Origin of the sequence: Halopseudomonas laoshanensis (genome assembly GCF_008365385.1) — a bacterium.
GTDB lineage: Bacteria > Pseudomonadota > Gammaproteobacteria > Pseudomonadales > Pseudomonadaceae > Halopseudomonas > Halopseudomonas laoshanensis.
The window spans coordinates 545,401-570,288 of record NZ_QOVF01000003.1; the positions used below are offsets into that span (position 1 = coordinate 545,401).

Below are 24,888 nucleotides of genomic sequence, written 5' to 3' on the forward strand. Positions count from 1 at the left end.
TCATTCCTTACAGATTATGCGCATCAAGCCACAGGCCAAGCATCGCCAGCTGCCAGAGTTTGGAGCCGCGCAACGGTGTGATGTGCGCCTTCGGGTCGCTGAGCAGGGTGTCGATATAACCTGGGTTGAACAGGCCACGCTCCAGAGCACGCTGACTGGTCAGCGACTCCGTTACCCAATCCAGCGTCGAACCTTCCAGATACTTCAACCCGGGTACCGGAAAGTAACCCTTGGGTCGGTCGATCACTGCAGCGGGAATCACCTTGCGCGAGGCTTCCTTGAGCACATATTTGCCGTCGTCCGGCAGCTTGAAACGGCCGGGCACTCTGGCTGCCAGCTCCACTACTTCATGGTCAAGGAAGGGTACGCGCGCTTCCAGGCCCCAGGCCATGGTCATGTTATCCACGCGCTTGACCGGGTCATCGACCAGCATCACCTGAGTGTCCAGTCGCAGGGCCTTGTCCAGGCCGCTGCTCGCGCCCGGCTGAGCAAAATGTTCGCGAATAAAATCGCCGGCGTAGTCATGCGTAGCCCAGCCTGAACTAACGGTCTGCTGGTATTCGGCAAAGCTGCGATCCATGAACGCCTGCTGATAGGCGGCGACCGGATCAGCTGCTTGATCCACTTGCGGATACCAGTGGTAGCCGGCAAAGATTTCATCCGCGCCCTGACCGCTTTGTACCACCTTGCAATGCTTGCTGACCTCGCGTGATAACAGATAGAAGGCAATGCAATCGTGACTGACCATGGGCTCGTTCATCGCACCGATGGCACTCGGTAATTGGGCGATAATTTCCTGCTCGGGAATCATCAACTGGTGATGCTCGGTGGCGAAGTGCTCGGCGATCAGGTCGGAATACTGAAACTCGTTACCGGCTTCGCCATTCACGTCGGCAAAGCCGATGGAAAAGGTTTGCAGTTTCTCCGCTCCCGCTTCGCGCAGCAGGCCGACCAGCAGGCTGGAATCGACGCCGCCGGACAGCAGCACGCCCACATCCACTGCGGCCAGATTGCGGCGTTTGACCGACATGCGCAGGCTATCGAGCACCCGGTCCTGCCAGTCGTCGAAGGTCAGCGACTGTTCGTCGGCGCGGGCGCCGTACTCCAGATCCCACCAGCGCTGCTGATGGCTGGTGCCGTCGCTTTCCACGCGCATCCAGTGGCCGGGTGGCAATTTTTCGATGCCGTTGAGTAGCGTCAGTGGCGGCGGCACGACGGCATGGAACGACAAATAATGATTCAGCGCGACCGGGTTGATGCTGGTATCGACGCCATCGCCTTGCAATAGTGCGGTGAGGCTGGAGGCGAAGCGCAGGCGCTGCTCGGTACGATTCAAATACAGCGGCTTGATGCCCAGGCGGTCGCGGGCGAGAAACAGGCGCTGGCTGTCGCGCTCCCAGATGGCCATGGCAAACATGCCGTTGAGGCGCGGCAACAGCTTTTCGCCCCAGGCGTGATAGCCCTTGAGGATGACCTCGGTATCGCCCCCGGAAAAGAACCGGTAGCCCATGGCTTCCAGCTCGGCGCGTAACTGTGGGTAGTTGTAAATGGCCCCGTTGAATACCAGCGACAGGCCTGCCTCGGCGTCCACCATAGGCTGGCCGGATGCTTCGGCGAGGTCCATGATCTTGAGTCTGCGATGACCCAGTCCCAGGCCGCCTTGGGCCCAGAGTCCCGAGGCATCGGGGCCGCGCTGTGCCATGTGCCGGGTAATACGATCCAGGGTAGCCATATCCGCTGGCAAACCATCAAAACGAAACTCTCCTGCAATTCCGCACATACTGTCGCCCTTGTCAGGGGGTGAATGTAGGTGGGCTTATTCGCCCCGTTGCTAGAGTATGGACAGGCAGACGGGCTTAGAGTTGCGTTTAGTAAAGTTGTGTTTGATAGGGATGCTGGGTACGTGGGGGTTCGGGCTTGGGGCTGCTCGTAGACATCAGCCGGATGGCCCGGCTGATGGTGTTGCTGGCTTTCGATTTAAGCGGAAATCGGAGTGCGCCAGTCGTCGGAGCCGGACGTGCCGGATACTTCGTGGGTCCAGACGATCTTGCGATAGGTGAAGAATACATCTTCCAGATGGGTGAAATGAGACTGGGCCGGATCCTGGCAGTTCGGCATGTGCGATTGCACATCGACGATGATCGCGTCCTGCAGTTCGATAGTGAAGTAATGCTCCTGCGTGCCGGTAGAGGAGGTACGGTACCACTCCAGGCGACAGCTGCTCAGGCGCTCACCGGAAGTCAGGGCGTTGAAGATCAGCGGCGAGGACTTGTCGAACACCTTGGTGATCATCAGCGGTTTGTGCACGCGCTGACCAGTCGGCTGGCCGGACTGCGGGTCACGCGGAATGATTACCTGGTGATCAAAGGCTTGAACCAGGATCTGATCTTCGTGACCTTCCTGAAAAATGTTGCCGACCGAATCTTCGGTAAAGGTACCGGAAGTGATCAGACCTTGTTTGGTTCCTTCGATGGACATATACGCGGGTGTTGGCATTAGAGCTCTCCTTGCCTGATGGATTGGACTTGGTGTCCGGGAGCTCTGGTTAGTCCAAGAGTTGTGCCATTTATTTGTAAAGCCATGAATAACAGGAAGTTAGGACGTTTGCCGTTGGGGTGTGCAGTAATGGTGTGATGCGCGTCTCGTAAAGTTGCGCAACTCCTTGCACAGGCCTGCGCAGCTTATGGCGCACAGCCGTTATCGCTTGCATCTCAGAGCCGTTGCCACGGTTTATACACAGGGTTATGCACAGCTTGATGCGCCAAGCTTTGCGCAACCCTGACTTGCAGACGCGGGTGGGGTCCTTTGCGCATGAGCCCTTTCCCATACCAACTGTTGCTGGCGCGTATTTCCGTCAAAGTATTTTGAAGTAAAAATAAAATTGGTGTAATCTCTCGCTCTATTGAAGATTATTTTGTGCTAGGCAGGGGCTCTAAGGTTGTTTGGGCGGCGCTTAGCCAAAACTTCTAGTTACTACTGTAATATTTAGACTGTGTGGCAAAATGCGCGCTCATCCGAGAGTGCTGCCGGGAGCTGAACATGTACATGATGCACGATCTTTATTTAGCGTTGCGCCGCCTGCAACGCGCCACCGAAATACATGCCAAGCGTTTGGGTCGGCATAGTGGCCTGACCCCCATCCAGCTGTTGATCATGCACAGCATTCAGGCGATGGGAGAAGGCACCCTGGGCGATCTGGCGAAGAAGGTCAGTGTTTCTCAGGCAACTCTGAGCACCATTATTGATCGGTTGGAAAATCGCGATATGTTGCAGCGTATTCGCAGCAAGAGCGACAAGCGCAAGGTGCATTTGGCCCTGAGCACCAAGGGTCTGGCGGCTATTCAAGCTGAGCCGGCGTTGCTGCCCGCTGAGTTTCTTGACCGTTTTGGCAAGCTCGCCGACTGGGAGCAACTGATGATGTTGGCCAGTTTGCAGCGGGTGGCCGGTTTGCTTGAAGCGGATCAACACGGTCCTGCCGAGCTGTTCGAAAGCGAGTCCGCAGCCTGATTTGACAGCCCGGCGTCGCGGCTGCGCTGGCTGATGTTGCCAGCGTATGCCAGCCACCGCCGCCAGGGCATCGCAGCCCTCCCCGCATTAGCTCGCTTCCTCCTCTCGTTTTTTCCATTGGGCTCTTGCCTGAAACCTTTCTGCGCCTTAGCATGTTTGAAATATCAAACATCTATGTGGTAAATGCATTACGCCTGACGGCAAATGCTTTACCGTTGCCAGTGAGGATCTTCCATGGAATTACACGCCCCCGATCTGTTTCGCCAACAAGCCTTTATTGGCGGTCAGTGGTGTGAGGCCGACAGCGGCGCACGTACCGAGATCTTCAATCCGGCCAACGCCGAGCGGCTGGGCAGTGTGCCGAATATGGGCGTGGAAGAAACCGCGCGCGCCATCGAGGCCGCTCGCGCTGCTCAGCCCGCGTGGCGTAAACGTACTGCCAAAGAGCGAACAACAGTACTGCGCAAGTGGTTCGATTTGATGATGCTGCACCAGGAAGATCTGGCGCGCATCATGACTGCCGAACAGGGCAAGCCGCTGGCAGAGGCGCGCGGCGAAGTAGCCTATGCCGCTTCCTTTATCGAATGGTTCGCCGAAGAGGCCAAGCGCGTCTACGGCGAGACCATTCCGGGCCACCAGCCGGACAAGCGCATTATCGTGCAGAAAGAGCCGGTAGGCGTGACTGCGGCGATCACTCCGTGGAACTTCCCGGCAGCAATGATCACCCGTAAGGCGGCTCCGGCCTTGGCCGCTGGTTGTGCCATGGTACTCAAGCCCGCACCCCAGACGCCTTTCTCGGCGCTTGCCCTGGCTGCCTTGGCAGAGCAAGCAGGTTTGCCCGCCGGGCTGTTCAGCGTGGTCACTGCCGATGTGGATAAGTCCATCGCCGTGGGCGGCGAACTGTGTCGCAATCCGATTGTGCGCAAGCTGTCCTTTACCGGCTCCACCGGCGTAGGTATCAAGCTGATGGAACAGTGCGCACCAACGCTGAAGAAGCTGTCGCTGGAGCTCGGCGGCAACGCGCCCTTTATCGTGTTTGACGACGCCGACCTGGATGCTGCCGTCGAAGGCGCGATGATTTCCAAATACCGTAACGCCGGGCAAACCTGTGTATGCGCTAACCGCATTTATGTACAGGACGGCGTTTATGATGCGTTCGCGGCCAAGTTGGTTGAGGCGGTGAAGAAGCTCAAGGTGGGAGATGGCGCAGCGGCTGATGTGACCACCGGGCCGCTGATCAACGCTGCGGCGGTGACCAAGGTGCAGCAGCATCTTCAGGATGCGACTGACAAGGGCGCCAAGGTATTGGTTGGCGGCAAGCCGCATGAGTTGGGCGGTTTTTTCTTCGAGCCTACGGTGCTGGCCGATATCGACAGCAGCATGCTGGTGGCCCGTGAGGAAACCTTCGGCCCGCTCGCTCCGCTGTTCCGCTTCAGCGATGAAGAGGACGTGATCCGCCAGGCCAACGACACCGAGTTCGGTCTGGCCGCGTACTTCTATGCGCGCGATCTGAGTCGGGCCTTCCGCGTCGCGGAGGCATTGGAGTACGGCATGGTGGGTATCAATACCGGCCTGATCTCTACCGAAGTAGCGCCTTTTGGCGGCATGAAATCATCCGGCCTGGGCCGCGAAGGTTCCCGGCACGGCATTGATGAGTACGTTGAAATCAAATACCTGTGCCTGGGTGGCATCTGAGCCCTGTTTCAGGGTCAGCACTGATGGAGGTCGATATGAGCAAGACCAATGATTCCTTGATGCAGCGCCGGCATGCCGCGGTCGCCCGTGGCGTTAGCCAGATCCACCCGATATTCGTACAGCGCGCAGAGAACGCCACTGTGTGGGATGTCGAAGGTCGTCAGTATATTGATTTCGCTGGCGGCATCGCCGTACTTAATACCGGCCACCGGCACCCCAAGGTGATGGAGGCGGTCAAACGGCAGATGGAGCAGTTCACCCACACCTGCTTTCAGGTGCTGGCTTACGAGCCCTACGTGGAGCTGTGTGAAAAGCTCAACACGCTGGTGCCCGGCGACTTTGCCAAGAAGACCCTGTTGGTCACCACCGGCTCCGAGGCGCTGGAAAACGCAGTGAAAATAGCCCGTGCAGCGACCGGACGTGCGGGTGTGATTGCCTTCACTGGCGGCTATCACGGCCGCACGATGATGACGCTGTCAATGAACGGTAAAGTCTCGCCCTATTCAGCCGGTATGGGATTGATGCCAGGCGGTGTCTATCGGGCGCAGTTCCCCTGCCCGCTGCATGGCGTCAGCGACGATGACGCTATCGCCAGTATCGAGCGTATTTTCAAGAACGATGCCGAACCGCGGGATATTGCGGCGATCGTCATTGAGCCGGTGCAGGGCGAGGGTGGTTTTTATGTCGCCAGCCCGGCGTTCATGAAGAAACTGCGTGAGCTCTGCGACCTGCACGGCATTGTGCTGGTGGCCGATGAAGTGCAGAGCGGCGCTGGGCGTACCGGGACTTTCTTTGCTATGGAGCAGATGGGTGTTGCGCCAGATCTGACTACCTTTGCCAAATCAATTGCCGGCGGTTTCCCGGTCGCTGGTGTCTGCGGGCGTGCCGAGATGATGGACGCCATCGCGCCCGGCGGGCTGGGCGGTACCTACGCGGGCAACCCGCTGGCCTGCGCCGCCGCGCTGGCGGTTATCGAAGTATTCGAAGAAGAGAATCTGCTGGCGCGCAGCAGCACCCTGGGCGAGATGATCATGGGCCGGCTGCGTGACATTGCAGCGCAGGACAAGCGCATTGGTGATGTGCGCGGACTGGGCGCAATGGTTGCGTGCGAGCTGTTTACTTCCGAGTGCCGGCCGGATGCGGAGCTGGCGGCCAAGGTGGTTGCGCTGGCCCGTGATAAGGGTCTGGTTCTGTTGTCCTGCGGGCAGTACGGCAACGTGATCCGTATTCTGGTGCCGCTGACGGCCAGTGATATGGAAGTGCAGGCGGGGATGGATATCATCGCGGCTTGTTTTGCCGAACTGGCTGGCAGCTAAGCAGGCAGCTACAAGCGGTAAGCAGAGAGTTTTCTGCTGCTTGCCGCTCGCCAGGGTTGCTGTCACCTAGAAGGTAGAGATTCCAGAAAATTCCATAAACCGATAAAGCCCGTAACGCCAGCGGGAGTGGTCGGCAAAATCCGCGTAAGGCAGGCTGTGCTGCTCGCCATTCGGGTTGTTCCAGCTGCGTTCGAATTGCTCTCGTGCCGCTTGCATGACCGGTTGCTGCGCGGGTGCCAGCAGCCTCACGCTGGTTTCCAGATTCAGGTCGTCCAGGTTGCGCCGGGTGAAATTGGCAGAGCCGGTGATCAGCTCGCTGCGACCGTCGGCGTGATCCAGACGCAGCCATTTGCGGTGGCACTGTTCGCCCTGCGTCGCGCACCAGCGCACTTCGATTCCCGCTTCGTGCAGATCCCAGGCAACCTGCCGGTTAGGCACCCCATTCTTCTCCCGGCCGAAGGCGTCGCGATTGGCGTCCATTAACACGCGCAACTGCACCCCCCGCTGCTGCGCGCGTATCAGCGCCTCGATCAGCGGCCGATGGGAAAAATAGAACACCTCCAGATCCAGCTTGTCGCCTGATTGAGCGCTGTCGACCATCCGCAGCAGGGCATCGCGAATGGCGGCTTCGGTCAGCACCTGCAGTTGCGTATCTGTTGTAGCTGCAGACGCTGGTGCGACCGGCCAGTCGGAGGTATCTATTTCCGAGGAAAATCGCAGAACGGCTATTTCACTCGCCAACAGGTCGAGCGCGGCGGCGCCACTGAAACGCAGGGCGTTGTTGCTATGGCGGCTGCTGGCGTCATGTGGATTGCCCGAGGTAACCAGCCCGGTCCAGTTGTCGCCTTCATCAACGACCAGGGTCTTGCGGTGGTTGGCGCGGAAATTGATTAGATGCAGGTAGCTGCGCAGCGTGACTTTTCCTTCGCCTACGGGGTTGGGAAGCCATCCACCTTCAGTGCTGTTACCCAGGTAGCTGCAACACAGAGTCCAAATGCCGGTCCACGTCGGGTTGGAAGCGGGTAGCTGGCTGAGGTCGGTCATCACCACGCTGACGCCGGCCGCTTGCAGCTGCTCCAGATGGCCGTTGCGGATGCCGCCGTACAGGGTATTGAACGGGTCGGTAATCAACACAACCGGCATTTGCGGATATTGTTCTCGGGCCTGGACCAAGGCGGCGGTAAGTTCTGCCGAGAGAGGGCGGTAACTGTCTTTGCCGGCAAAATCGTTGAATAGAAACATATCGACCAGCACCAGCTTCCGGGCCTGGGCGATCAGGCGCAGCACTTCGTCGAAAACCTGTTGTTCACTGACACGCTCACCGCTGCTGGTGACGTAAGTCTGATCGATCAGCAGCTCGGCCTGTTGCAGGTCGCGCGGTGGTGAGGCGATTGACAGGCCCTCGGGTAGCGGCCTGAATGCCTGACAGCCGCTGGTCATCAGCCAGGCTGAAAGCAACAGCAAGGTGATCCAGCGCAGTGGATGCAAGAGTGGGCGAGAGCTGGCGGTATTGGGGGCTGAAGACGAAGAAAAAGACATGCACATTACTCAGAAGGAAGAACGAGTAGCTAGTCAGACTGGCTACTCGAAAGCATACTACTCAGGCAGAGTCAGACGGGTACTTGGCCGTCCATGCCTTTCGGGTCGGGACCGTATTTGTTGCTGCCGGGTGTACTGTCCAGCACGGTAAATATCAACAGCACCACAGCCCCTATTAACGGAATGAAGGCCAGGAGTATCCACCATCCTGTGCGGCTGGTGTCGTGAAGCCTGCGCACGGTCACGGCCAGACTGGGAATCAGAATGCCCAGTGCGTAAATGCCGCTCAGCACGCCAACGCCAGCTTCGATGCTGTACATGCCGATCATGCCGTCGATAAAGGACAACACCAGCATGGCGAGCAAGTTGAACAAGGTAAAAAACCAGTATTCCTTGCGCCGCGCCCGACCGCTGAACACCGCGTATTTTCTAAGTACTTCGAGATACCAATCCATGACCTTCTCCCTGGTTGAGCCGGCTCCCAGGCAACGCCTTTTGGCGCGACAGCCGGTCGCCCGATTATAGAGAGCGGGTCTGGGCTCGGCTACAGGAGTAGTTCAACAATGTGCGCTGTCTTACATGCTAATCTGGCGAAAACCCCGACACGAGGCAGTGCATGCGCAAGGCGTTAAGCATAGTAGTAGCGTTGATCGGCCTTATCCTGGTGCTGGCGCTGACGGGTGTATTTCTGGCGCAGCGCGCGCTGACAGCCGCTGGAATCGGTCAGCTCGAATGGCAAGGTCTGCGCCTAGGCTGGAGTGGCGTACAGGTAGAGCAGATTACCGGTAACTATCATGCTCAGCAGGGCACGCTCGCCTTCCAGATCTCCGCACTGCAATTACAGCTGGGCGGTGATTCCCGGTTCCGCCTGGCCGCGATCAATCTGCAGACTCTGCAGCTGGATTGGCGACCGCAGCAGGCCTCTGCCGACGACACCACGGATGGGCTGCCGGATCCGTTAGCTTGGCAAGACCAATTGGCGTTGTTGCCTGACCAGTTACAGGTGGAAAGCCTGGAGTTGCGCGTGCCTTGCCCAACGGGGAGTTGTACTGCACAGGGCGAATTTCGGCTCAACCGGCTGGGCGAAGAGCGGTTCGCCGCGCAATTGGTGTTGAACGCGCCCGAGGGCAGGCTGAAATTCGATGCGCAACTGCACTCAGACGTTGAGGCGTTGGACCTGCAAGCCCAGTTACAGCTTTCCGGTCAGCCCGCTGCGACGCTGGAAGGACGCTGGTCGCAGCGGGATCAACTACCTGTTTGGGCCGGCAGCGTGCAGGTAACACAGTGGCCGCAAGCGGATTGGTTGTTGGCCTATGCCGCACCCTGGCTGGGCCGTCAGGCTTATCCGTTCGAGCAGTTACCCACTGGCATGCGCGCCAGCGTGGACTGGAACCTGGCACCCGTGACCCGACCGGCGGAATGGGTTGATCTGCTGGATGGGCAGGTGCAGCTGAATGCCGATATAGCCCTGCCACAATCCTGGTATTGGCCGGAGGTCGGAGAGCTGCAAGGCCAAATGCTGTTGGATGTAGTGGGTGATAACGGCGACTGGGGCCTGCAACAAGGCTCCGCCCGGCTGGTGATAGACCAGCCGGCGGTGGCGGCGCTGCAGCGTCTGCCCGAAGATCTGCGGCCCAACCAACTGATTCTGCGGATCGACCCGGAAGATAACAGTGCGCTCGGCCGAGCCACGCCGTTGTCACTGGGGATTGAGCTTGAGGCAACTGGCCGGGTAGAACTGGGGTTGGCTGGCCAGCTCACGCTGACCTCGCGTCCGCACTGGCAGGCGGAATGGCAGCTGCTGACGCTCAAGGGCGCTGCCGCCGAGTTGGATCTGGACGAGTTGCAGCTGCGCGGCCTTAAGCTGGACTGGCCTTTTGAGGGCCGTCTGGACGCGCAGCAATTGACCGCGCAGTTCGGCGAGGGGGCCCGCCTGCAGGCCAGCAGCATCGTCGATGCCTCGACCGGAATGGCGTTGCAAAACGTGTCGCTGGACCTGTCCGGGCTTCAGCTGCAATCACCGCTGGACGAGGCGCTGCAGATCAGCCTGAAAGGTCCGTTGAACATGACCGCGGCCAGCGTTAACCACGATGTACTTGAACCCCAGGGTTGGGCGCTTGACGGTGAGCTGGACTATTCGGCGCAGCAGATTGGCTGGAAGGGGGTCGGGAAAACCACCACTGGTTTGGGGCTGGATGTGGAGTTTGATTGGCCAGAGCAGCAACCATGGCGCGCCAATGTAAGCCTGCAGGAGGTGTTTCTGCGCGCAGCCAATCCTCTGGCGGATACATTCTCTGGCTGGCCGTCGCTGCTGAGCTTCGCCAGCGGCCGTCTGACCGGGCAGCTGGAGGCCGTCGGATCAGCGGGGCTCGACAGCGTGCAAGGCCAGTTCACGCTGAGCGGCGGCAAGGGCATTTTCGACCGATCAACGTTCGAAGGGCTGACGGCGAACATTAACCTGGCGCTCGCCGCAGATGATCTGCAATTGGTGTTCCCGGACCTGCGCCTGGAGGCATTGGACCCAGGCATGCCATTGGGACCGGTCAGCTTCAGCGGCGAATACCGCGCGGAGCTGGCAAATCTCACCGGCGGAGTGCTGAATGTCGATGCTGCGCGCATGGGCATGCTCGGCGGTCAGGTGCGGGTGAATGCGGCCAGGCTTGATCTGTCCCGTCCCCGGCAGAGCGTGCTCGTAGAGCTGGAGGGTGTTGAACTGGGCAGGTTGTTCGAGGTCTATCCAGCGGAAGGATTGAGCGGCCGAGGCACGCTCGACGGCCGCTTGCCGGTAAGCCTCGAGGGCGGGAAACTGGTGGTTGACGACGGCCAGCTCCAGGCTCGCGAGCCGGGTGGTTTTCTGCGCTACCGCTCGGAGAAGCTTGATGACCTGGCACGCAGCAATGCAGGTATGCGCCAGGTGGCGGCTGCGCTGGATGATTTTCAGTACAGTGTATTAGCCTCGGATGTAGCTTATGATCAGGACGGCTTGTTGGTATTGGGATTGCAATTGCAGGGGCACAATCCCTCGTTACAGGACGGCAGGCCGATTCATCTGAATATCCGTCTGGAAGAAAATGTGCCTGCGCTGCTGGCCAGTTTGCAGCTCAGCGGGCAAGTCAGCGACATAATTCAGAAGCGGGTGCAGGAGCGCTTGTTGCAACGGCGCCTGGCCCCCGACCCATGACCAAGGAGTAGCAAGCATGCGATGGCGTCTGATCCCGGTTACCGCGGTGGCGTTCTGGTTGCTGGCGGGTTGCACGCCCACCGTGCAACTGGCGGCCCCGAATGAACCTATCAATATCAATCTGAATGTGAAGATCCAGCACGAGATCTATATCAAGGTCGACAAGCAGTTGGATGAACTCTTCAGCGAATCCAGTGGCCTGTTCTAGAGGGAAATGACATGCGCATGAATAGTCGATTTTTTGCAGTAGTACTGGCGCTGCTGGTCAGCGCGCCGGTGTGGGCCTTGAGCCTGAATGAAGCCATGAGCGCGCTGCCGGCGGCCAAGTCCGCGGGCCAACTGGGCGAGCAGCCTAACGGTTACCTCGGTGTGGTCAGCGCCTCGGGCAGTGCGGCCGAGATCGCCAAGCAGATCAACCAGGCCCGTCGTGAGGAATATCAGCGTCTGGCCGAGGAAAACGGCATCCAGCTTAGGGATGTGGAGTCGATCGCCGGCAAGAAGGCGCTGGATCGCACGCCCGCTGGGCAATATATCCTGCTTAATGATGTGTGGATGAAGAAATAGCGCCAGCCTGGCATCGGTTGGTCTAGTCGTCCTCGGCGTGCCAACTGATGCTGCCATACCAGCCCGTCACCGGCTGTTGACTGTTGTCGCAGTCGGTCATGATGGCGATGCCATCAATGCTGCCCGGATCCATGCCGTGGTAGGTCTTGAAATCTTCCCGCACGTTGCGCTGTTCCTCGACCAGCTTTCCCGGCGTGGGCGGCGGGCCGCTGCGCAAGGCCAGCATGTGCGCGTTGGCGGTGTAGGCATTCGGCCAGTCAGCCCCGACAGGTTGCGCGCTTGACCATACATAGTTCAGCGCCTTGGTACGCCAGGGCAGTAGCCCGCCGTCCTTCACTACATATAGCCTGACCGGGTAATCATCACCGTCCTTGCTGGTCTCATCGATACCCTCAAAGATGTTCTCTACCGCCCAGGACCATTTCAGGATCGGCGTCTGCTGAAGATTGATTACCTGTTCCAGATACAGCGCAGAAGCGCCGTTAATGCACTGCGCGCGCAGCAACGTCTGGTTGCCACTTTGATCCAGGCGGTATTGGCTGGGGCCGGCGAAGTCGCGGCTATCCCATGCCAGTATGTCGGCCGGGTTGATGCTTGCGGTGTCAGCCAAGGCCGCAGTTGAGCTGGCCAGTATCGTCATGGCGATTACACCAGGAGCAGTTCTACTCATCATGCGGCTTTTGGTCCGGCAGTGTCGTTGCGGTTTTTTCTGCCTCGCTGGCCTGGAATTTTTCCCAATCTTCCCAGTCGTGCGGGGTGCCACTGCGTGGTTGGCCTGGATGCAGCGCACGCTCCAGGGATTTGCCCCGCAGGCTGTGATCGGCTTTTTGGTGATCGCCATCCAGGCCGTATTTTTTCAGAAATTCGTCAGCTCGCATGTCTCTCTCCTGGGACTACCCTGGCAGGCCAGCGGGGGAAGGATCTTGAGCGAGTATGCGCCTGAGCTGTCGGCGTAACCAGCAACTCAGGGCGGCAAGCTGTTACGGTTTCTGTCTGACTATTCAGCGGTCATATCAAGCAGGCTGCTAACCCGCAGCCGTTCGTTGGCATTGAAGCGGTTCTCGAGCAGTTCCTCAATCGCAGCCTGCTTGTCGTCTTCGGCCAGGCCTTGATAGCTCAGAATTTCCTCCCGCTCCGCGCTGAAATCATCCATGCGCTGCTGCCATTGTTGACGCTCCTGATCCAGATCCTCCAGCCGGCCGGTCGCTTCAGGGCCCACCAGTGACAGGCGTAGCTCGCGGACTTCGCTGGGGTCGGCGCCCTGTTCAAGCAACTGCTCGGTTTGCACCGTCAGCTCTTGATGGATCTGCGGTATCAGCACGTCCTGTACAGCGTCAGGCAGGCTCTGGCGCAGGTTCTCGATCATAGCCGCCTTGTCATCGTCGGTCAGGTTGGGATCCTGCAGAATCGCCAGTCGCTCCAGGGTGAAATGGTTGTAGATCTCTTCTGCGGCAAAAAACGCCGCATGCGCTTCCGGGCTGAACAGGCGCGCACGTAGGCGCTGGACTTCGTCCTGGCGGGCACGTAGGCCGGCAATGTCAGCGACTACCGGAAACCCTTGCTCCAGCTCCACCAGCGCGGTTTTGTAATCGATATAGTTCTGCAGTAAAGCCAGCGACTGGCCCAGAGCCGGGTCCTGCAATTGGCTAGCGAGATAAATGCGAATGCGCTCGGCGGCTTCTTCAAAGCTGATTTCGCCAACGGCGGTGAAGAAATAGTCAAACAGGTGGCGCAGCTGCTCGCTGATCACCAGGTTGCCCTGCGCGTCGACTTCCAGCGTGCCGTCCACCTCCGTTTCACGTAGCGACTCAATGCCGTCGGTCGGCGCGGCCAAACCCAAACGGTTCGGAATGTGTTGCATGGATTCATAGGTAGGCGCGGGGGCGGCTGCCGGGGGGGCTTTCGCACGCTCGGTCACGACGGCATCTTCCGGCGCCAGCAGTTGCCAGCCGACGAGTAATGCTGCGGCGGCGAAGGGCAGGTATATCAAGACTTTCATTCAGGCTCCAGTGAGCAAAAATGGCTTCAAATCAGGAGGCCGGCCCCTGAGGACCGGCCCTATGGCTATACCCGCCTGCTACAGGCCGGCGTTCTTCAGCCGGTTGGCGTGTTGCCGGTAGACCGATACCGGGCTGGTCTCGAATATGCTGGTCAGGCCGAACACCTGGTTGACCTCATCCAGGTGGTTCATCCGGTAGTTGTCGCGAATCACCATGCCCATGCGCGAGCTGCAGCGTCCAACCAGTCCATCATTGGCTTCGAAGCCGAAGGGAATGGCGCTGGCACCCAGGAGGGCGTCGGACACGTCAAAGACGTTGGTTAGCGGGCTGGTGCCGCTCCAGGAGTAGTAGCGCACCCCATTCACGCTGTAGGCGCCGGTACCGCAACTGCTGGTTGGCAGGCCCTGCGGGAAGCGTGCATTGAACCGCGCTGCGCCCGCCGAATTCAGCGACTCCAGTGCGCCCAGCGCGTTCTGTGGGGTGGTGGTGTTACTGCCGGAAAGGAAGTTGATCAGACTGCCCAGGCCATTCACGATCCCGGCCACCACTGTTTCACCAGCGGAACCAGGCGGCACGTTGCGGATAAAGTCAGCGGTTTTGGAGCCCTTGTGTGGTGCGCCAACACTGGTTGCCGAGGCAATCAGGTCTGGTCGAACGGCGGCAACGTAACGAATGGTCGGGCCGCCATGACTATGGCCGATCAGGTTGACTTTGCGTTTGCCGCTGATAGCAACGATGTTCTGCACCTGTTGCAGCAGTTGCTCACCACGCTTTTCCGAGGTATCGAGCTGGCTGACCGAAGTAACATAGACGCTGGCGCCGCCACTGCGCAGGTTGGCTGGAATGCCGTACCAGTAATTGATGCCCAGAATACTGTCGAAGCCGAGCATGCCGTGGGCAAGTACGATGGGGTATTGGGTTTTGGTGTAGTTGGCCTGAGCCTGACCACAGACAGCCACGGTCGCGGCCAGCCCTAAGGCCAGGGCGAGCCTGGTTTTGTTATGCATAAGAAGTGTCCTTTGTGCCTTGGTACATTATTTTTGTTGTGTGCGACGACATCTGACAGATACGCCAGATCAGCATAGACACGGGTTTGCGCAAACTAAAGGCGGTCTGCCGGCAAGGGCGTTCCAAGACCCTTGCGCTTTTTTATGACTCGTCGGTCGTGGCTTCTGGCGCGATATAATTCATCAAATAAATCCGATGAATGGTAATTCAGACCTTCCAGTAATTTTTCGCCAACCTGCTCATGCCCCGGTACAAGAGCGAACCAACCTCGCGCGTATCTGTTACGCTGAGCGCTCTGCATGCGCCTTGAATAAGGATTTTGATCATGGTGGAAAGCACGATCTTGAATGGTTATGCGTTCTGGCTTTTGCTGGGGCTGGTATTGCTGGCATCGGAGTTTTTTGTACCGGGCTTGATAGCCGCTTTTTTCGGGCTTGGCGCCCTTGTCGTTGGCGCTTTGACCTTGTTCGGGGTGATCGAATCCACCGGCGCGCAGTTGACCTGCTTTGCGGTCATCAGTCTGGTTGCGTTATTCGTCTTGCGGCGGCAGTGCCAGCGTTGGCTTCAAGGTACCGAGTCCGACCGCTCGATGAAGGATATGGACGATGCCGGCTTTATTGGCGAGCGGGTCCAGGTAATCGTGGATTTTGTCGATGGCGTGGGTGATGTAACGCTCAATGGTGCCAAGTGGGATGCTGAATCCAGTGACCCGTTGATCGCCGGGGAGCATGCCTGGGTGATCGATCACAATGGCATCGTACTCAAGGTCAGCCGGCAGCGGCCGTGAGCGAGCCTGAGTTTTCTTAGTAGTTTTTTATCAGCGTGACATAACGGAGCAAGTACATGGACATTACTACAATGATTTCGCTGGCCTTTCTGGTATTGGTCGTCATCGCGGTGGCCAAAACGGCGCGCATCGTGCCCCAGCGATCGGCCTTTATCGTCGAGCGTCTGGGTAAATATGCCAAGACTCTGGAAGCCGGCTTTCACCTGCTGGTGCCCTTTGTTGATCGGGTCTCCTACAAGCATACGTTGAAGGAAGAGGCCATCGACGTACCCAGCCAGGCCTGCGTTACCAAGGACAACATTCAGGTCGTGGTCAACGGGGTACTTTACCTGCAGGTGGTGGACGCGAAACTGGCCAGCTACGGGATCAATGATTACCGTTATGCAGCCATGCAGCTGGCGCAAACCACCTTGCGTTCGGTGGTCGGCAAGATCGAGTTGGACAAGACCTTTGAAGAGCGGGAAACCATCAACACCCAGGTGGTGCTGGCGCTGGATGAAGCGGCCAAACCCTGGGGCGTGAAGGTGCTGCGCTACGAGATTGCCGACATCGAGCTTCCAGCGACCATTCTTGATGCACTGGAAAAGCAGATGCGCGCCGAGCGGGAGCGTCGCGCGGTGGTAGCCCAGTCGGAAGGCGAGCGGGAGGCCAAGATCAATGTGTCGGAAGGCGTGAAGCAGGAAACTATCAACCTCTCCGAAGCCGACAAGCAGCGTCAGATCAACGAGGCGGAAGGCCGTGCCCGTGAAATCCAGTTGATTGCCGAGGCCACGGCTGAAGGCCTGCGCCGCGTTGCTGAAGCGATCAACACCGAAGGCGGCAAGGAGGCAGTGGGTCTGCGGGTTGCCGAGCAGTATGTGCGTGAATTCGGCAAGCTGGCAAAGACCAACAACACCATGATTCTGCCTGCCGAGTTGAGCAATATCGGCGCTGCGGTGGCGGCCATCACCAAGACCATGGAAAGCGTCAAGCAGCCGACCCTCTGAGCGCTTGATTTCCTGATTAGAAAAACCCGGCTTCGGCCGGGTTTTTTGTGCTCCTGATACTAGGCCGGGCGCACCTGCCGCCGCTCCTTGAACTCCTCCAGTACTGACATCAACGCCGGGATGACCAGCAGCACCAGCAGGGTCGAGAAGCCCAGACCGAAGGCAATGGATGTCGCCATAGGGATAAGGAACTGCGCTTGCAACGAGGTCTCGAACAGCAGCGGCAGCAGGCCGCCAACGGTGGTCAGCGAGGTTAGCAGCACGGCGCGCAGGCGCTGTACCACCGCCTCATTCAAGCCCTCGGATATGCTTAAGCCAAGTTTGCGTTGTTGCTGATAGAAGCTGACCAGAATGATCGAGTTGTTGACCACGATGCCGGACAACCCGAACAAGCCGAACAGTGACAGAATCGTCATGTTCAAGCCCATCACCCAGTGCCCGAGCAAGGCGCCGACCAGTGCCAAAGGAATCACCGCCATGACAATCAGCGGCGTGCTCCATGACGAGAACACCCAGACCAGTACCGCGTACATCAGCAACAGGCCGATGACCAGGCCGGTCTGCATATCGGCCATGGTCTCGCGCTGGTCGGCGGAGCGTCCTTCAAAGCTGTAACGAACGTTGTACTGTCTGGCCAGATCGGGCAACGCCTCAGTCAGCGTCGCCAGCACCTCGCCTGCGGTAGTCTGTGTTGCGTCGATATCGGCGGTGATTTCCGCGGCCAGGCGGCCCTCCGCGTGGCGCAATGCTTCAAAGCCCTGGCGGGTTTCGAATTCGGCGACTTGATTGAGGGGCACAAAGCGGCCGTCATTCAGGCGGATCGCCAGATCATTCAGGCTGCCCAGCCGTTCGCGCTCCGCCCGCGGTAACTGGACGCGTACTTCGATTTCATCCGATTGCTGTTGGTAAATCTGCGCCAGACGACCGTCATAGGCGGCCCGCAGCTGTCGCCCCAGGGTCTGGGTGCTCAGGCCCAGGGATTGACCATAGGGCGTCAGGCTGTAAATCAACTGCTCGCGACCCCAGGGCATGTCGTCTTCTGTGCTGACTACCCCGGCAATGCTGCCGAGCATAACGCCCACCGCTTCGGCAGCCAGTTTGAGTTGCGCGGGGCTTTCACCGGTCAGTCGCACATTCACGTCTTTGCCCGGCGGCCCACCGGTACGTTCGGCGATGATCAACTGGTCTATGCCGGCGGGTAGCTGGATACGTTCACGCCAGGCGCGAATAAACGCGATGTTGCGCACATCGCGATGGTCAGGTGAGGCCAGCTCCACCGAGATGGAACCCAGTTGATCGCCCAGCCGGCCAGCGCCCGACGCGCCAATGACTTCGCCGCGGCGCACGATGGCATTATCGATAAGCGGCACGCCGAAGCTCTCTTCGGTCTGGTTCAGAGTTTCCTGTAGATGATCGAGAAAGGCATCTACATCCGCCTTGGGCGTGCCAGCGACAAAGTTGGCATTGGCGTAGATCGCCTGAGGCTCGGGCGTGGGAAAGAAGCTGAAGCCAATTCGGCCGCCACTGATCAGCCCAATGGTCAGAATAATGCTGACCAGGGCACAGGCTAGAGTGGCCCCACGATGGCGCAAGGTGAGTTGCGACAGGCGCCGGAAGCGACCCTCACGGAAGTGATCGAAATGCCGATCAAACCCCTGGCGCAGGCGATCGACACGGCGGCCACCGCGCTGCAACAGCCCGGTGCCGGTAGAGGCCACCACGGGTTTGAAGGCGTTGCGCAGGTGATGCGGCAGTACCACAAAGCATTCCAGCAACGAGGCAATCAGTACGCAGATCATCACAATGGGAATGTCGCCGAGGATATTGCCGAAGATGCCACCTACCACCAGTAGCGGCATAAACGCCGCGATGGTGGTCAGCGACGAGGCCACTACAGGCCAGAGCATGCGGTGCGCGGCTCCCTCCGAGGCGAAGGCTGGATTTTCACCACTGCGAAAATGCGCGTCGGCATCCTCACCAACCACGATGGCGTCATCGACGATCACCCCCAAGGCCATGATCAGCGCGAACAACGAAATCATGTTGATGGAGCCGCCAATCAGCCAGAACACCCCCAGTGCAGCGAGGAAGGCAGTAGGAATGCCCACAGCAACCCAGAGCGCGACGCGCCCCGGGAGGAACAGATAGAGCAGCAGCAATACCAGGACCAAACCGCTGACGCCGTTGCTGACCAACAGACCGATACGATCGCTGATCAGTTGCCAGGCCTGATCATAGGTGTCGAGCGAAATGCCCGGCGGCAGTGTCGGCTCGACCTCGGCGAGCCATTCGTTGAGAATATTCGCTGAAGCCAGCGAATCACCGTTCTCGGCGCGCTGCAGCAACAGCTCAACCGCAGGATAATTCTTGTGCCGCAGTTGCAGCTGGTTGCGCATCGGCTCCTGGCGGATGTCGGCCACATCGCCAAGCCGCACATAGTCGGCTCCGCCAGGCTGCAGCGGCAGATCGGCAAACTCTTCCGGGTTGCGTCGCTGTTCCACGGCGCGCAATTCGCGAGCGGAGTCCGCCTCGCCAGCCAGGCCGGCGGGTAGATCGCTGGATTCCGCAGCCACCCGTTCGGCTACCTGATCCAGCGACATACCCAGCTGCTGCAGCTGGCTGTTGGGTACCTCGATGCTGATTTGCTGGGAGGGCAAACCGCGGATATCAATGCGGTCAATGCCACGGCTGAGCAGGTCGCGTTCATAACGGTAGGCTAGCGCGCGCAGCTCGTGGTCAGCATAGGGGCCGTAGATCACCAGGGTGGCGATCGGATCAAAGCGTGCTACGCGAATCACCTCGGGGCGTTCGGCATCGGCAGGCAGGTTGCGAAATTCGTCTACCCGCTGGCGCGCATCGTCCAGCGCAATGATGGCATCGGTCCCTTCGACAAACTCCAGGGTGATATTGGAGACGCCCTGGGCCGACGTGGAGGTCATCGACTTCAGCCCTTCCAGGCTGCGCAAACGCTGTTCCAGCGGTTGGGTAATGGCTTGTTCGATATCTTCCGCTGCTGCGCCGCTCCAGATCACCCGCACGGTGACGAAATCCAATGCAAAGGTCGGGAAGAACTGGATATTCATGCGCATCAGGCCGAGCACGCCGCCGAGCAACATGACCAGCATGACCAGATTGGCGGCGACCTTGTGGCGAACGAAAAACCCTACCGGCGTCGCGGGCGGAGTCATTCTGCGCGCTCCGTCACGCTCTCCGGGGCGGTCCCCACGGCGTCGCCTTCAGCGGTCTCAACCCGCAGACCCTGCAGCGCGTTGGGTAGGTGCGTGGTGATGATGCGCATGCCGGCCTTAAGCTCCTCCGACTGCACCAGGATCCAGCGCTGACCACCTTCCTGGCGGGTTTCGCCAACACGCTCGACTTCAATCCGCGACATCCGCCCATCCACCAGGGCATACACGGTGTTATTGCCATACAGCGCGCTGTAGGGCAGCGCTACGCTGTTTTCACTGACCGGCTTGGGCACGCTGATTGCCAGCAGATTGCCCACGCGCAGGCCCGCTACCGGCTGATCCAGAGTAAACAACGCCTCCACGCCGCTGGCATCTGCCTGGCCGGCAATACGTTGCAGTGTCATGCTCAGCGGGCTGCGGGTCTCCAGTGTGTGCGCTACCAGTTGTTGCCCAGCAGCCAGGGCGCGAATGAATTCCGGCGCATGAATCTGCGGCAGGCTGGCGCGCAGCTCCATGCCCTCGACAGGGTAGAAGTCGAGCAATGCGGCATTGGCGTTGACCTGGTCACCTTCAGCGACCTGCACGCTGCCGACCACGCCGGCAAAGGGCGCCATGAAACGACTGCGCTCTGCGTCGCGCTGCATGCTTTCCAGCGCCGCTTCCGCGCGTTCGGCGCGGGCCTGCAGTGCGGTCAGGCGCGATTCGTGACTATCGATACTGCGCTGGCGGGTGGCTACGGTCAGCGCCGCGCGCTCGACGATGTCCTGGGCATTGTCCAATTCTGCGCGCGAGACCAGTTCGCGGCCTACTAGTTGTTCGGTACGTTTGAAACTGGTCTCGGCGTTGGCAAGAATGCGTTGTTCCAGCGCCAGGGCTTGTTGATCATTACGGTGATTCAGCTGTTCGCTGAGCAACTGCGCCTGGGCATCGGCAAGATCGGCCTCGGCCTGCTTCACCCGGGGCAGGATGTCGTCCTCATCCAGCGCCACTAGCAGGCTACCCTGCTCTACCTGTTGACCATCGCGCACCGGAAGCTCACCAATACGTCCGGCCATGGGCGCAACCACGGTAAAGCGCCGGGGCGACTCCAACTGCCCATACAAGGTCAGACTGGGTTGCAGGGCATCGGGCTGGATCTCCATCACATCGACCCGCCAGCTGCGCTCCTGTGGGCTAACCGGGTCGGGTACGTCGCGCGTCGCCTTGAGCACCACGAAGCCGATAATGCCGACCATAATAATCAGTACAGGAATCAGGCGCTTGCGCATAACAGTCTCGGCAGGAGTTATTGTTTGTAGCTGCCCTGTATAGCCTGTGGTGTTGGTGGCTAGCAAGAGGCGGATGGGTAAAAGACTGTTGTCAAAGCTGCCAAAGAGTATGACTTGATATATATGCGGTTGATTTGTCTTCTCGGCGAGACAGCGGCGCGCTAATTTCAGGCGCTGGATAACACTATACAAGAACAACAGGCTCTTACTGGAGGCTCGTTTTGAACGCTGAACTGCGCTGGTTGAAATCTTACCCTGACACCGTTCGCTGGGATGCGGAGCTAAAATCTCGTCCGGTTTATGAGCTCCTGGATATGGCCGTGGGCGAGTTCCCCGACAACCAGGCGATCGACTTTCTCGGCCACAAGATCAGCTATCGCCAGCTGGATGAGTTGGTCAACCGCTTTGCTTATGGCCTGCAACAGCTGGGCGTTGGGCCGGGAGTGCATGTGGGTATTTATCTACCCAACTGCCCGCACTATTTTATTACCTTTCTTGGCGTACTGCGCGCCGGCGGCACTGTGGTCAACTACTCGCCGCTGGATGCCGAGCGCACCCTGGCGCACAAGATTGAAGACAGCCAGACCGATATCATGGTCACCCTGGATCTCGCCGCCTTCTACCCGAAAATGCTCACCTTGCTGGAAACCACGCGGCTGCAGTCGCTGGTAGTGGGCGAGCTCACCGAATTCTGTGGCGCGGTTACGGCGCAGCAGGCGGGACTGCTTGGCCCGTCGGTGGCGGTCGAGTCCAATGAGCGCTGCCATCGTTTCAGCAGCCTGCTGAACAACGCCGGTGACTACCAGGCCTATCCGCTGGATGACCCAGATTCGGCATTAGCCGTGCTGCAATATACCGGCGGCACCACTGGCGCGCCCAAGGGCGCGATGCTGACCCACGGTAATCTGACAACGTCCTGCGCGCAGCTGCAGGAAGTGCTAGACAGTTCTTTGCAGCCGGGCCAGGAGCGGGTATTGGCCGTGCTGCCGCCGTTTCATATCTACGCGTTGATGATCAATATGCTGTTCAGTCTGCGCATGGCGTCGGAGGTTTATCTGCATCCGCGTTTCGATGCGGAAACGGTCCTCAACGAAATTCACCATAGCCGCATTACCACCTTCCCCGGTGTGCCCACCATGTTTATCGGCCTGCTGGCTCACCCGCTGACCGCCGAGCGTGACCTCACCTCATTGAAAATGTGCAACTCCGGTGGTGCGCCCTTGCCGCTGGACGTGCAACAGCGTTACCAGCAGGTAGCGGGCTGCGCCCTGCGGGAGGGTTGGGGCATGACTGAAACCACTACCAGCGGCACCTTTACGCCGAAGGAAGCCGAGCCACATCCGGGCTCCTGTGGCCTGCCAGTACCTGGTGCGCGAATCAAGATTGTGGCGCTGGACGGCGGCGAAAGCGAAATGCTTGCCGGTGAGAAGGGCGAGGTCTGCATCGCTGGGCCGAATGTCACGGCCGGCTACTGGAAGCGCCCGGACGCCACGGCCGAAGCCATGACCTCCGATGGTTTTCTGCGCACCGGTGATGTGGGCTACATGGATGAAGGCGGTTGGGTGTATATCGTTGACCGAACCAAGGACATGATTCTTTGCAGCGGTTACAACGTTTATCCGCGCACCATCGAAGAGGCGATCTACGAACACCCGTCAGTGGAAGAAGTATCGGTGATCGGGGTTTACGATGCTTACCGCGGCCAGGCGCCCAAGGCTTTTATCAAGCTCAAGGCGGGTGCGCAGGTGTTTGATTTTGCCACCCTGCAAGCTTTTCTCGAGTCGCGGCTGGGCAAACATGAGCGCCTCCAGTCGATGGAAATTCGCGATGCATTGCCGAAGACCCCGGTGGGCAAGCTGTCGAAGAAAGAGCTGGTGGAGGAAGAGCGCCAGCGTCAGCAGCAAGTCGGCTGAGGGCGCTAGTGCTCCGGCTGGCTTTACACCATAATGGCCGGCCAAGATATTTCAAGGTATAGCTCATCATGCTTTTGGCATTTGCTGCGGTGGTCGTCGGTCTGGTTCTGTTGGTCTGGAGTGCAGATAAATTTGTCGGCGGCGCGTCCGCTACGGCAACACATTTCGGTATGCCACCGCTGCTGATCGGTATGCTGATTATCGGTTTCGGCACCTCTGCACCTGAGATGGTAGTCTCGGCACTGGCTGCTTCGCAGGGTAACCCCGGCCTGGCGCTGGGTAATGCCTATGGCTCGAACATCACCAATATCGCGCTGATTATCGGCCTGGTCGCGTTGATCAGTCCGATCAACGTGCATTCTCAGGTGGTGCGCAAGGAACTGCCGATTCTGCTGGGTATCACGCTGTTGGCCGGCTACCAGTTGATGGACGGGCAGCTCAGCCGGAATGATGCCTGGGTGCTGCTGATCGTGTTCTTCGTGCTGATGGGCTGGTCTATCTATCAAGGCCTGCGTAGCCGCGGTGACGCACTGGAGACTGATTACGACCAGGAGTTGAAGGCCAACGCGATGCCCCTGCGGCCGGCGCTGATCTGGCTGGTAGTGGGCCTGGTGTTGCTGGTTGTCAGCTCGCGGATACTGGTCTGGGGCGCGGTCTATATCGCCCAGAGCCTGGGTGTCAGTGATCTGATTATCGGTCTGACTATTGTTGCCGTAGGTACCTCACTCCCTGAGCTGGCCTCTGCGCTGGTCGCCATTCGCAAGAATGAGCACGACCTGGCGTTGGGTAACGTGATCGGTTCGGGTTTGTTCAATACGCTGGCGGTTGTGGGTATTGCCGCTGGCATCGCACCCATGGCCGTGGAGTCGGTGGTGTTGTACCGCGACTGGGTGGTGATGTTTGCCCTGACACTGGGCCTGCTGTTGATGTGTTTTACCTACAAGGCGCGCCTGGGTCGTATCAACCGGCTGGAAGGCGGTTGCCTGATGGCGGTTTACGTGGCTTACACCGGTTATCTGGCCTGGACCATCATCTCTGTGGCCTGATGCTGCGCTGCTACCGGTCGGATGAGATGGAGTCCGCCCGGTGCGGCCGTGTATCATGCCTGCACACTCTGAAGAGCGCCGCTGATTGCCCATGACCGACAACCGTCCGCACGATTCCCAGCACAGTCCGCAGAACAAGCCCCAACACAAGCCACGCCCGATGATCGACCTGCTGGTCAGTATCCTGATTCCGTCAGTGATACTGATGAAACTCAGCGGCGAGGAGAATCTGGGTGCCAGTCAGGCGCTGATGCTGGCGTTGGCATTCCCGTTGGGCTGGGGATTGTTCGAGCTGATCCGCTACCGCAAATTCAATTTCATCGCGTTACTGGGCATGGTCAGTGTTTTCCTTACCGGCGGCATTGGGCTGATGAAGCTCGACCCGCAGTGGTTGGCCATCAAGGAAGCTGCAGTGCCTGGTGCCATCGGCTTGGCGGTACTGGTCTCGACCCGCACTCGGTTCCCGTTGATCCGGACCATTTTGTACAACAAGAATGTGCTGAACGTGGATCTGATCCATGACCGCCTGGCCGAGCGGGGTCTGGTAGACATCTTTGAAGAGCGCCTGCTCAAGGCCACCTACTTCCTCGCGGGTACCTTCTTCTTTTCGGCGATCATGAACTACATCGTGGCTAAATGGATTGTCGTGAGCCCGGCCGGTACCCAGGCCTTCAATGAAGAGCTGGGACGCATGACGCTGGTCAGCTATCCGATGATTGCGATCCCGTCGATGATCATGATGGTGCTGATTCTGGTTTATCTGTGGAAGACCATCCATGGTCTGACCGGGTTGAAGATGGAAGAGATCATGGTGCAGGCGGGTGGCAAGTCCTGAGCGGCGAGCCGCTAGCTGCAAGCCACAAGCCACAAGCTACAAGTTGCAAGCAAAC

At 59.2% G+C, this 24,888-nt stretch carries 21 protein-coding genes; 11 read left to right on the forward strand and 10 right to left on the reverse strand.

Annotation, left to right across the window (positions count from 1 at the left end):
- Positions 1-7: 7 nt before the first annotated feature.
- Both DT594_RS13330 and DT594_RS13335 read right to left on the reverse strand, forming a co-directional pair.
- Complete coding sequence (locus DT594_RS13330; RefSeq protein WP_149333105.1) at positions 8-1,780, reverse strand: N-acetylglutaminylglutamine amidotransferase; 1,773 nt, start codon at positions 1,778-1,780, stop codon at positions 8-10.
- A 197-nt stretch (positions 1,781-1,977) separates the two neighbouring features.
- Positions 1,978-2,496 carry an Hcp family type VI secretion system effector gene (locus DT594_RS13335; protein ID WP_096346341.1) on the reverse strand — a complete coding sequence of 173 codons (519 nt, stop codon included), beginning with the start codon at positions 2,494-2,496 and terminating at the stop codon, positions 1,978-1,980.
- Between the two features lie 543 nt (positions 2,497-3,039).
- On the opposite strand from DT594_RS13335, the gene DT594_RS13340 reads away from it, so the two are divergent.
- From DT594_RS13340 to gabT, 3 genes are all read left to right on the forward strand, one after another.
- Positions 3,040-3,507, forward strand: coding sequence for a MarR family winged helix-turn-helix transcriptional regulator (locus DT594_RS13340; protein WP_149333106.1), 468 nt, complete (start codon positions 3,040-3,042; stop codon positions 3,505-3,507).
- A gap of 234 nt (positions 3,508-3,741) precedes the next feature.
- Entirely contained in the window at positions 3,742-5,202 is a 1,461-nt protein-coding gene (gene gabD, locus DT594_RS13345; RefSeq protein ID WP_149333107.1) for an NADP-dependent succinate-semialdehyde dehydrogenase, read from the forward strand.
- A 35-nt stretch (positions 5,203-5,237) separates the two neighbouring features.
- Positions 5,238-6,518: a 4-aminobutyrate--2-oxoglutarate transaminase gene (gabT, locus tag DT594_RS13350; RefSeq protein WP_149333108.1), complete on the forward strand. Its 1,281-nt coding sequence runs from the start codon at positions 5,238-5,240 to the stop codon at positions 6,516-6,518.
- A gap of 66 nt (positions 6,519-6,584) precedes the next feature.
- Here gabT and DT594_RS13355 read toward each other — a convergent pair whose 3' ends face one another.
- Entirely contained in the window at positions 6,585-8,057 is a 1,473-nt protein-coding gene (locus tag DT594_RS13355) for a phospholipase D family protein (protein WP_149333109.1), read from the reverse strand.
- Between the two features lie 71 nt (positions 8,058-8,128).
- The gene (locus DT594_RS13360; RefSeq protein WP_149333110.1) at positions 8,129-8,512 is read right to left on the reverse strand and encodes a DUF805 domain-containing protein; all 384 of its coding nucleotides are present in this window, start codon (positions 8,510-8,512) and stop codon (positions 8,129-8,131) included.
- 161 nt (positions 8,513-8,673) lie between these two features.
- Between DT594_RS13360 and DT594_RS13365 the strand changes: the two genes are divergently transcribed.
- From DT594_RS13365 to DT594_RS13375, 3 genes are read left to right on the forward strand one after another with little or no spacing between them, the layout of a single operon-like run.
- On the forward strand, positions 8,674-11,238 hold the full coding sequence (locus DT594_RS13365) for an intermembrane phospholipid transport YdbH family protein (RefSeq protein WP_149333111.1): 2,565 nt from the start codon (positions 8,674-8,676) through the stop codon (positions 11,236-11,238).
- Between the two features lie 16 nt (positions 11,239-11,254).
- On the forward strand, positions 11,255-11,446 hold the full coding sequence (locus tag DT594_RS13370) for a YnbE family lipoprotein (protein WP_149333112.1): 192 nt from the start codon (positions 11,255-11,257) through the stop codon (positions 11,444-11,446).
- A gap of 17 nt (positions 11,447-11,463) precedes the next feature.
- Complete coding sequence (locus tag DT594_RS13375; protein ID WP_425460556.1) at positions 11,464-11,802, forward strand: YdbL family probable chaperone protein; 339 nt, start codon at positions 11,464-11,466, stop codon at positions 11,800-11,802.
- Between the two features lie 22 nt (positions 11,803-11,824).
- Here the strand turns inward: DT594_RS13375 and DT594_RS13380 are convergent, their stop codons facing one another.
- From DT594_RS13380 to DT594_RS13395, 4 genes are all read right to left on the reverse strand, one after another.
- A complete protein-coding gene (locus DT594_RS13380; RefSeq protein ID WP_218574517.1) occupies positions 11,825-12,442 on the reverse strand; it encodes a DUF3047 domain-containing protein in 618 nt (205 codons plus the stop codon).
- 22 nt (positions 12,443-12,464) lie between these two features.
- A complete protein-coding gene (locus tag DT594_RS13385) occupies positions 12,465-12,680 on the reverse strand; it encodes a hypothetical protein (RefSeq protein ID WP_149333114.1) in 216 nt (71 codons plus the stop codon).
- 119 nt (positions 12,681-12,799) lie between these two features.
- Positions 12,800-13,801, reverse strand: coding sequence for a lipase secretion chaperone (locus DT594_RS13390; RefSeq protein ID WP_149333115.1), 1,002 nt, complete (start codon positions 13,799-13,801; stop codon positions 12,800-12,802).
- A 78-nt stretch (positions 13,802-13,879) separates the two neighbouring features.
- Positions 13,880-14,809: a triacylglycerol lipase gene (locus tag DT594_RS13395; RefSeq protein ID WP_149333116.1), complete on the reverse strand. Its 930-nt coding sequence runs from the start codon at positions 14,807-14,809 to the stop codon at positions 13,880-13,882.
- Positions 14,810-15,135: 326 nt separating this feature from the next.
- Between DT594_RS13395 and DT594_RS13400 the strand changes: the two genes are divergently transcribed.
- Both DT594_RS13400 and DT594_RS13405 read left to right on the forward strand, forming a co-directional pair.
- Positions 15,136-15,597, forward strand: coding sequence for an NfeD family protein (locus DT594_RS13400; RefSeq protein WP_149333117.1), 462 nt, complete (start codon positions 15,136-15,138; stop codon positions 15,595-15,597).
- A gap of 56 nt (positions 15,598-15,653) precedes the next feature.
- Positions 15,654-16,583 carry an SPFH domain-containing protein gene (locus tag DT594_RS13405; protein ID WP_149333118.1) on the forward strand — a complete coding sequence of 310 codons (930 nt, stop codon included), beginning with the start codon at positions 15,654-15,656 and terminating at the stop codon, positions 16,581-16,583.
- 59 nt (positions 16,584-16,642) lie between these two features.
- On the opposite strand, the gene DT594_RS13410 is transcribed toward DT594_RS13405, so the two are convergent.
- Both DT594_RS13410 and DT594_RS13415 read right to left on the reverse strand, forming a co-directional pair.
- Positions 16,643-19,771, reverse strand: coding sequence for an efflux RND transporter permease subunit (locus tag DT594_RS13410; RefSeq protein WP_149333119.1), 3,129 nt, complete (start codon positions 19,769-19,771; stop codon positions 16,643-16,645).
- A complete protein-coding gene (locus DT594_RS13415; protein ID WP_149333120.1) occupies positions 19,768-21,039 on the reverse strand; it encodes an efflux RND transporter periplasmic adaptor subunit in 1,272 nt (423 codons plus the stop codon). Before DT594_RS13415 ends, DT594_RS13410 begins: the two co-directional genes overlap by 4 nt.
- 221 nt (positions 21,040-21,260) lie before the next feature.
- Here DT594_RS13415 and DT594_RS13420 point away from each other — a divergent pair, with 221 nt between their 5' ends.
- The 3 genes from DT594_RS13420 (at position 21,261) to DT594_RS13430 (ending at position 24,833) form a co-directional block, all read left to right on the forward strand.
- Positions 21,261-22,952 (forward strand): AMP-binding protein, encoded by a 1,692-nt coding sequence (locus tag DT594_RS13420; RefSeq protein WP_149333121.1) that lies wholly within the window; start codon positions 21,261-21,263, stop codon positions 22,950-22,952.
- Positions 22,953-23,020: 68 nt separating this feature from the next.
- On the forward strand, positions 23,021-23,998 hold the full coding sequence (locus tag DT594_RS13425) for a calcium/sodium antiporter (RefSeq protein ID WP_178091521.1): 978 nt from the start codon (positions 23,021-23,023) through the stop codon (positions 23,996-23,998).
- A 91-nt stretch (positions 23,999-24,089) separates the two neighbouring features.
- Positions 24,090-24,833: a VC0807 family protein gene (locus DT594_RS13430; RefSeq protein ID WP_149333122.1), complete on the forward strand. Its 744-nt coding sequence runs from the start codon at positions 24,090-24,092 to the stop codon at positions 24,831-24,833.
- Positions 24,834-24,888 lie beyond the last annotated feature (55 nt).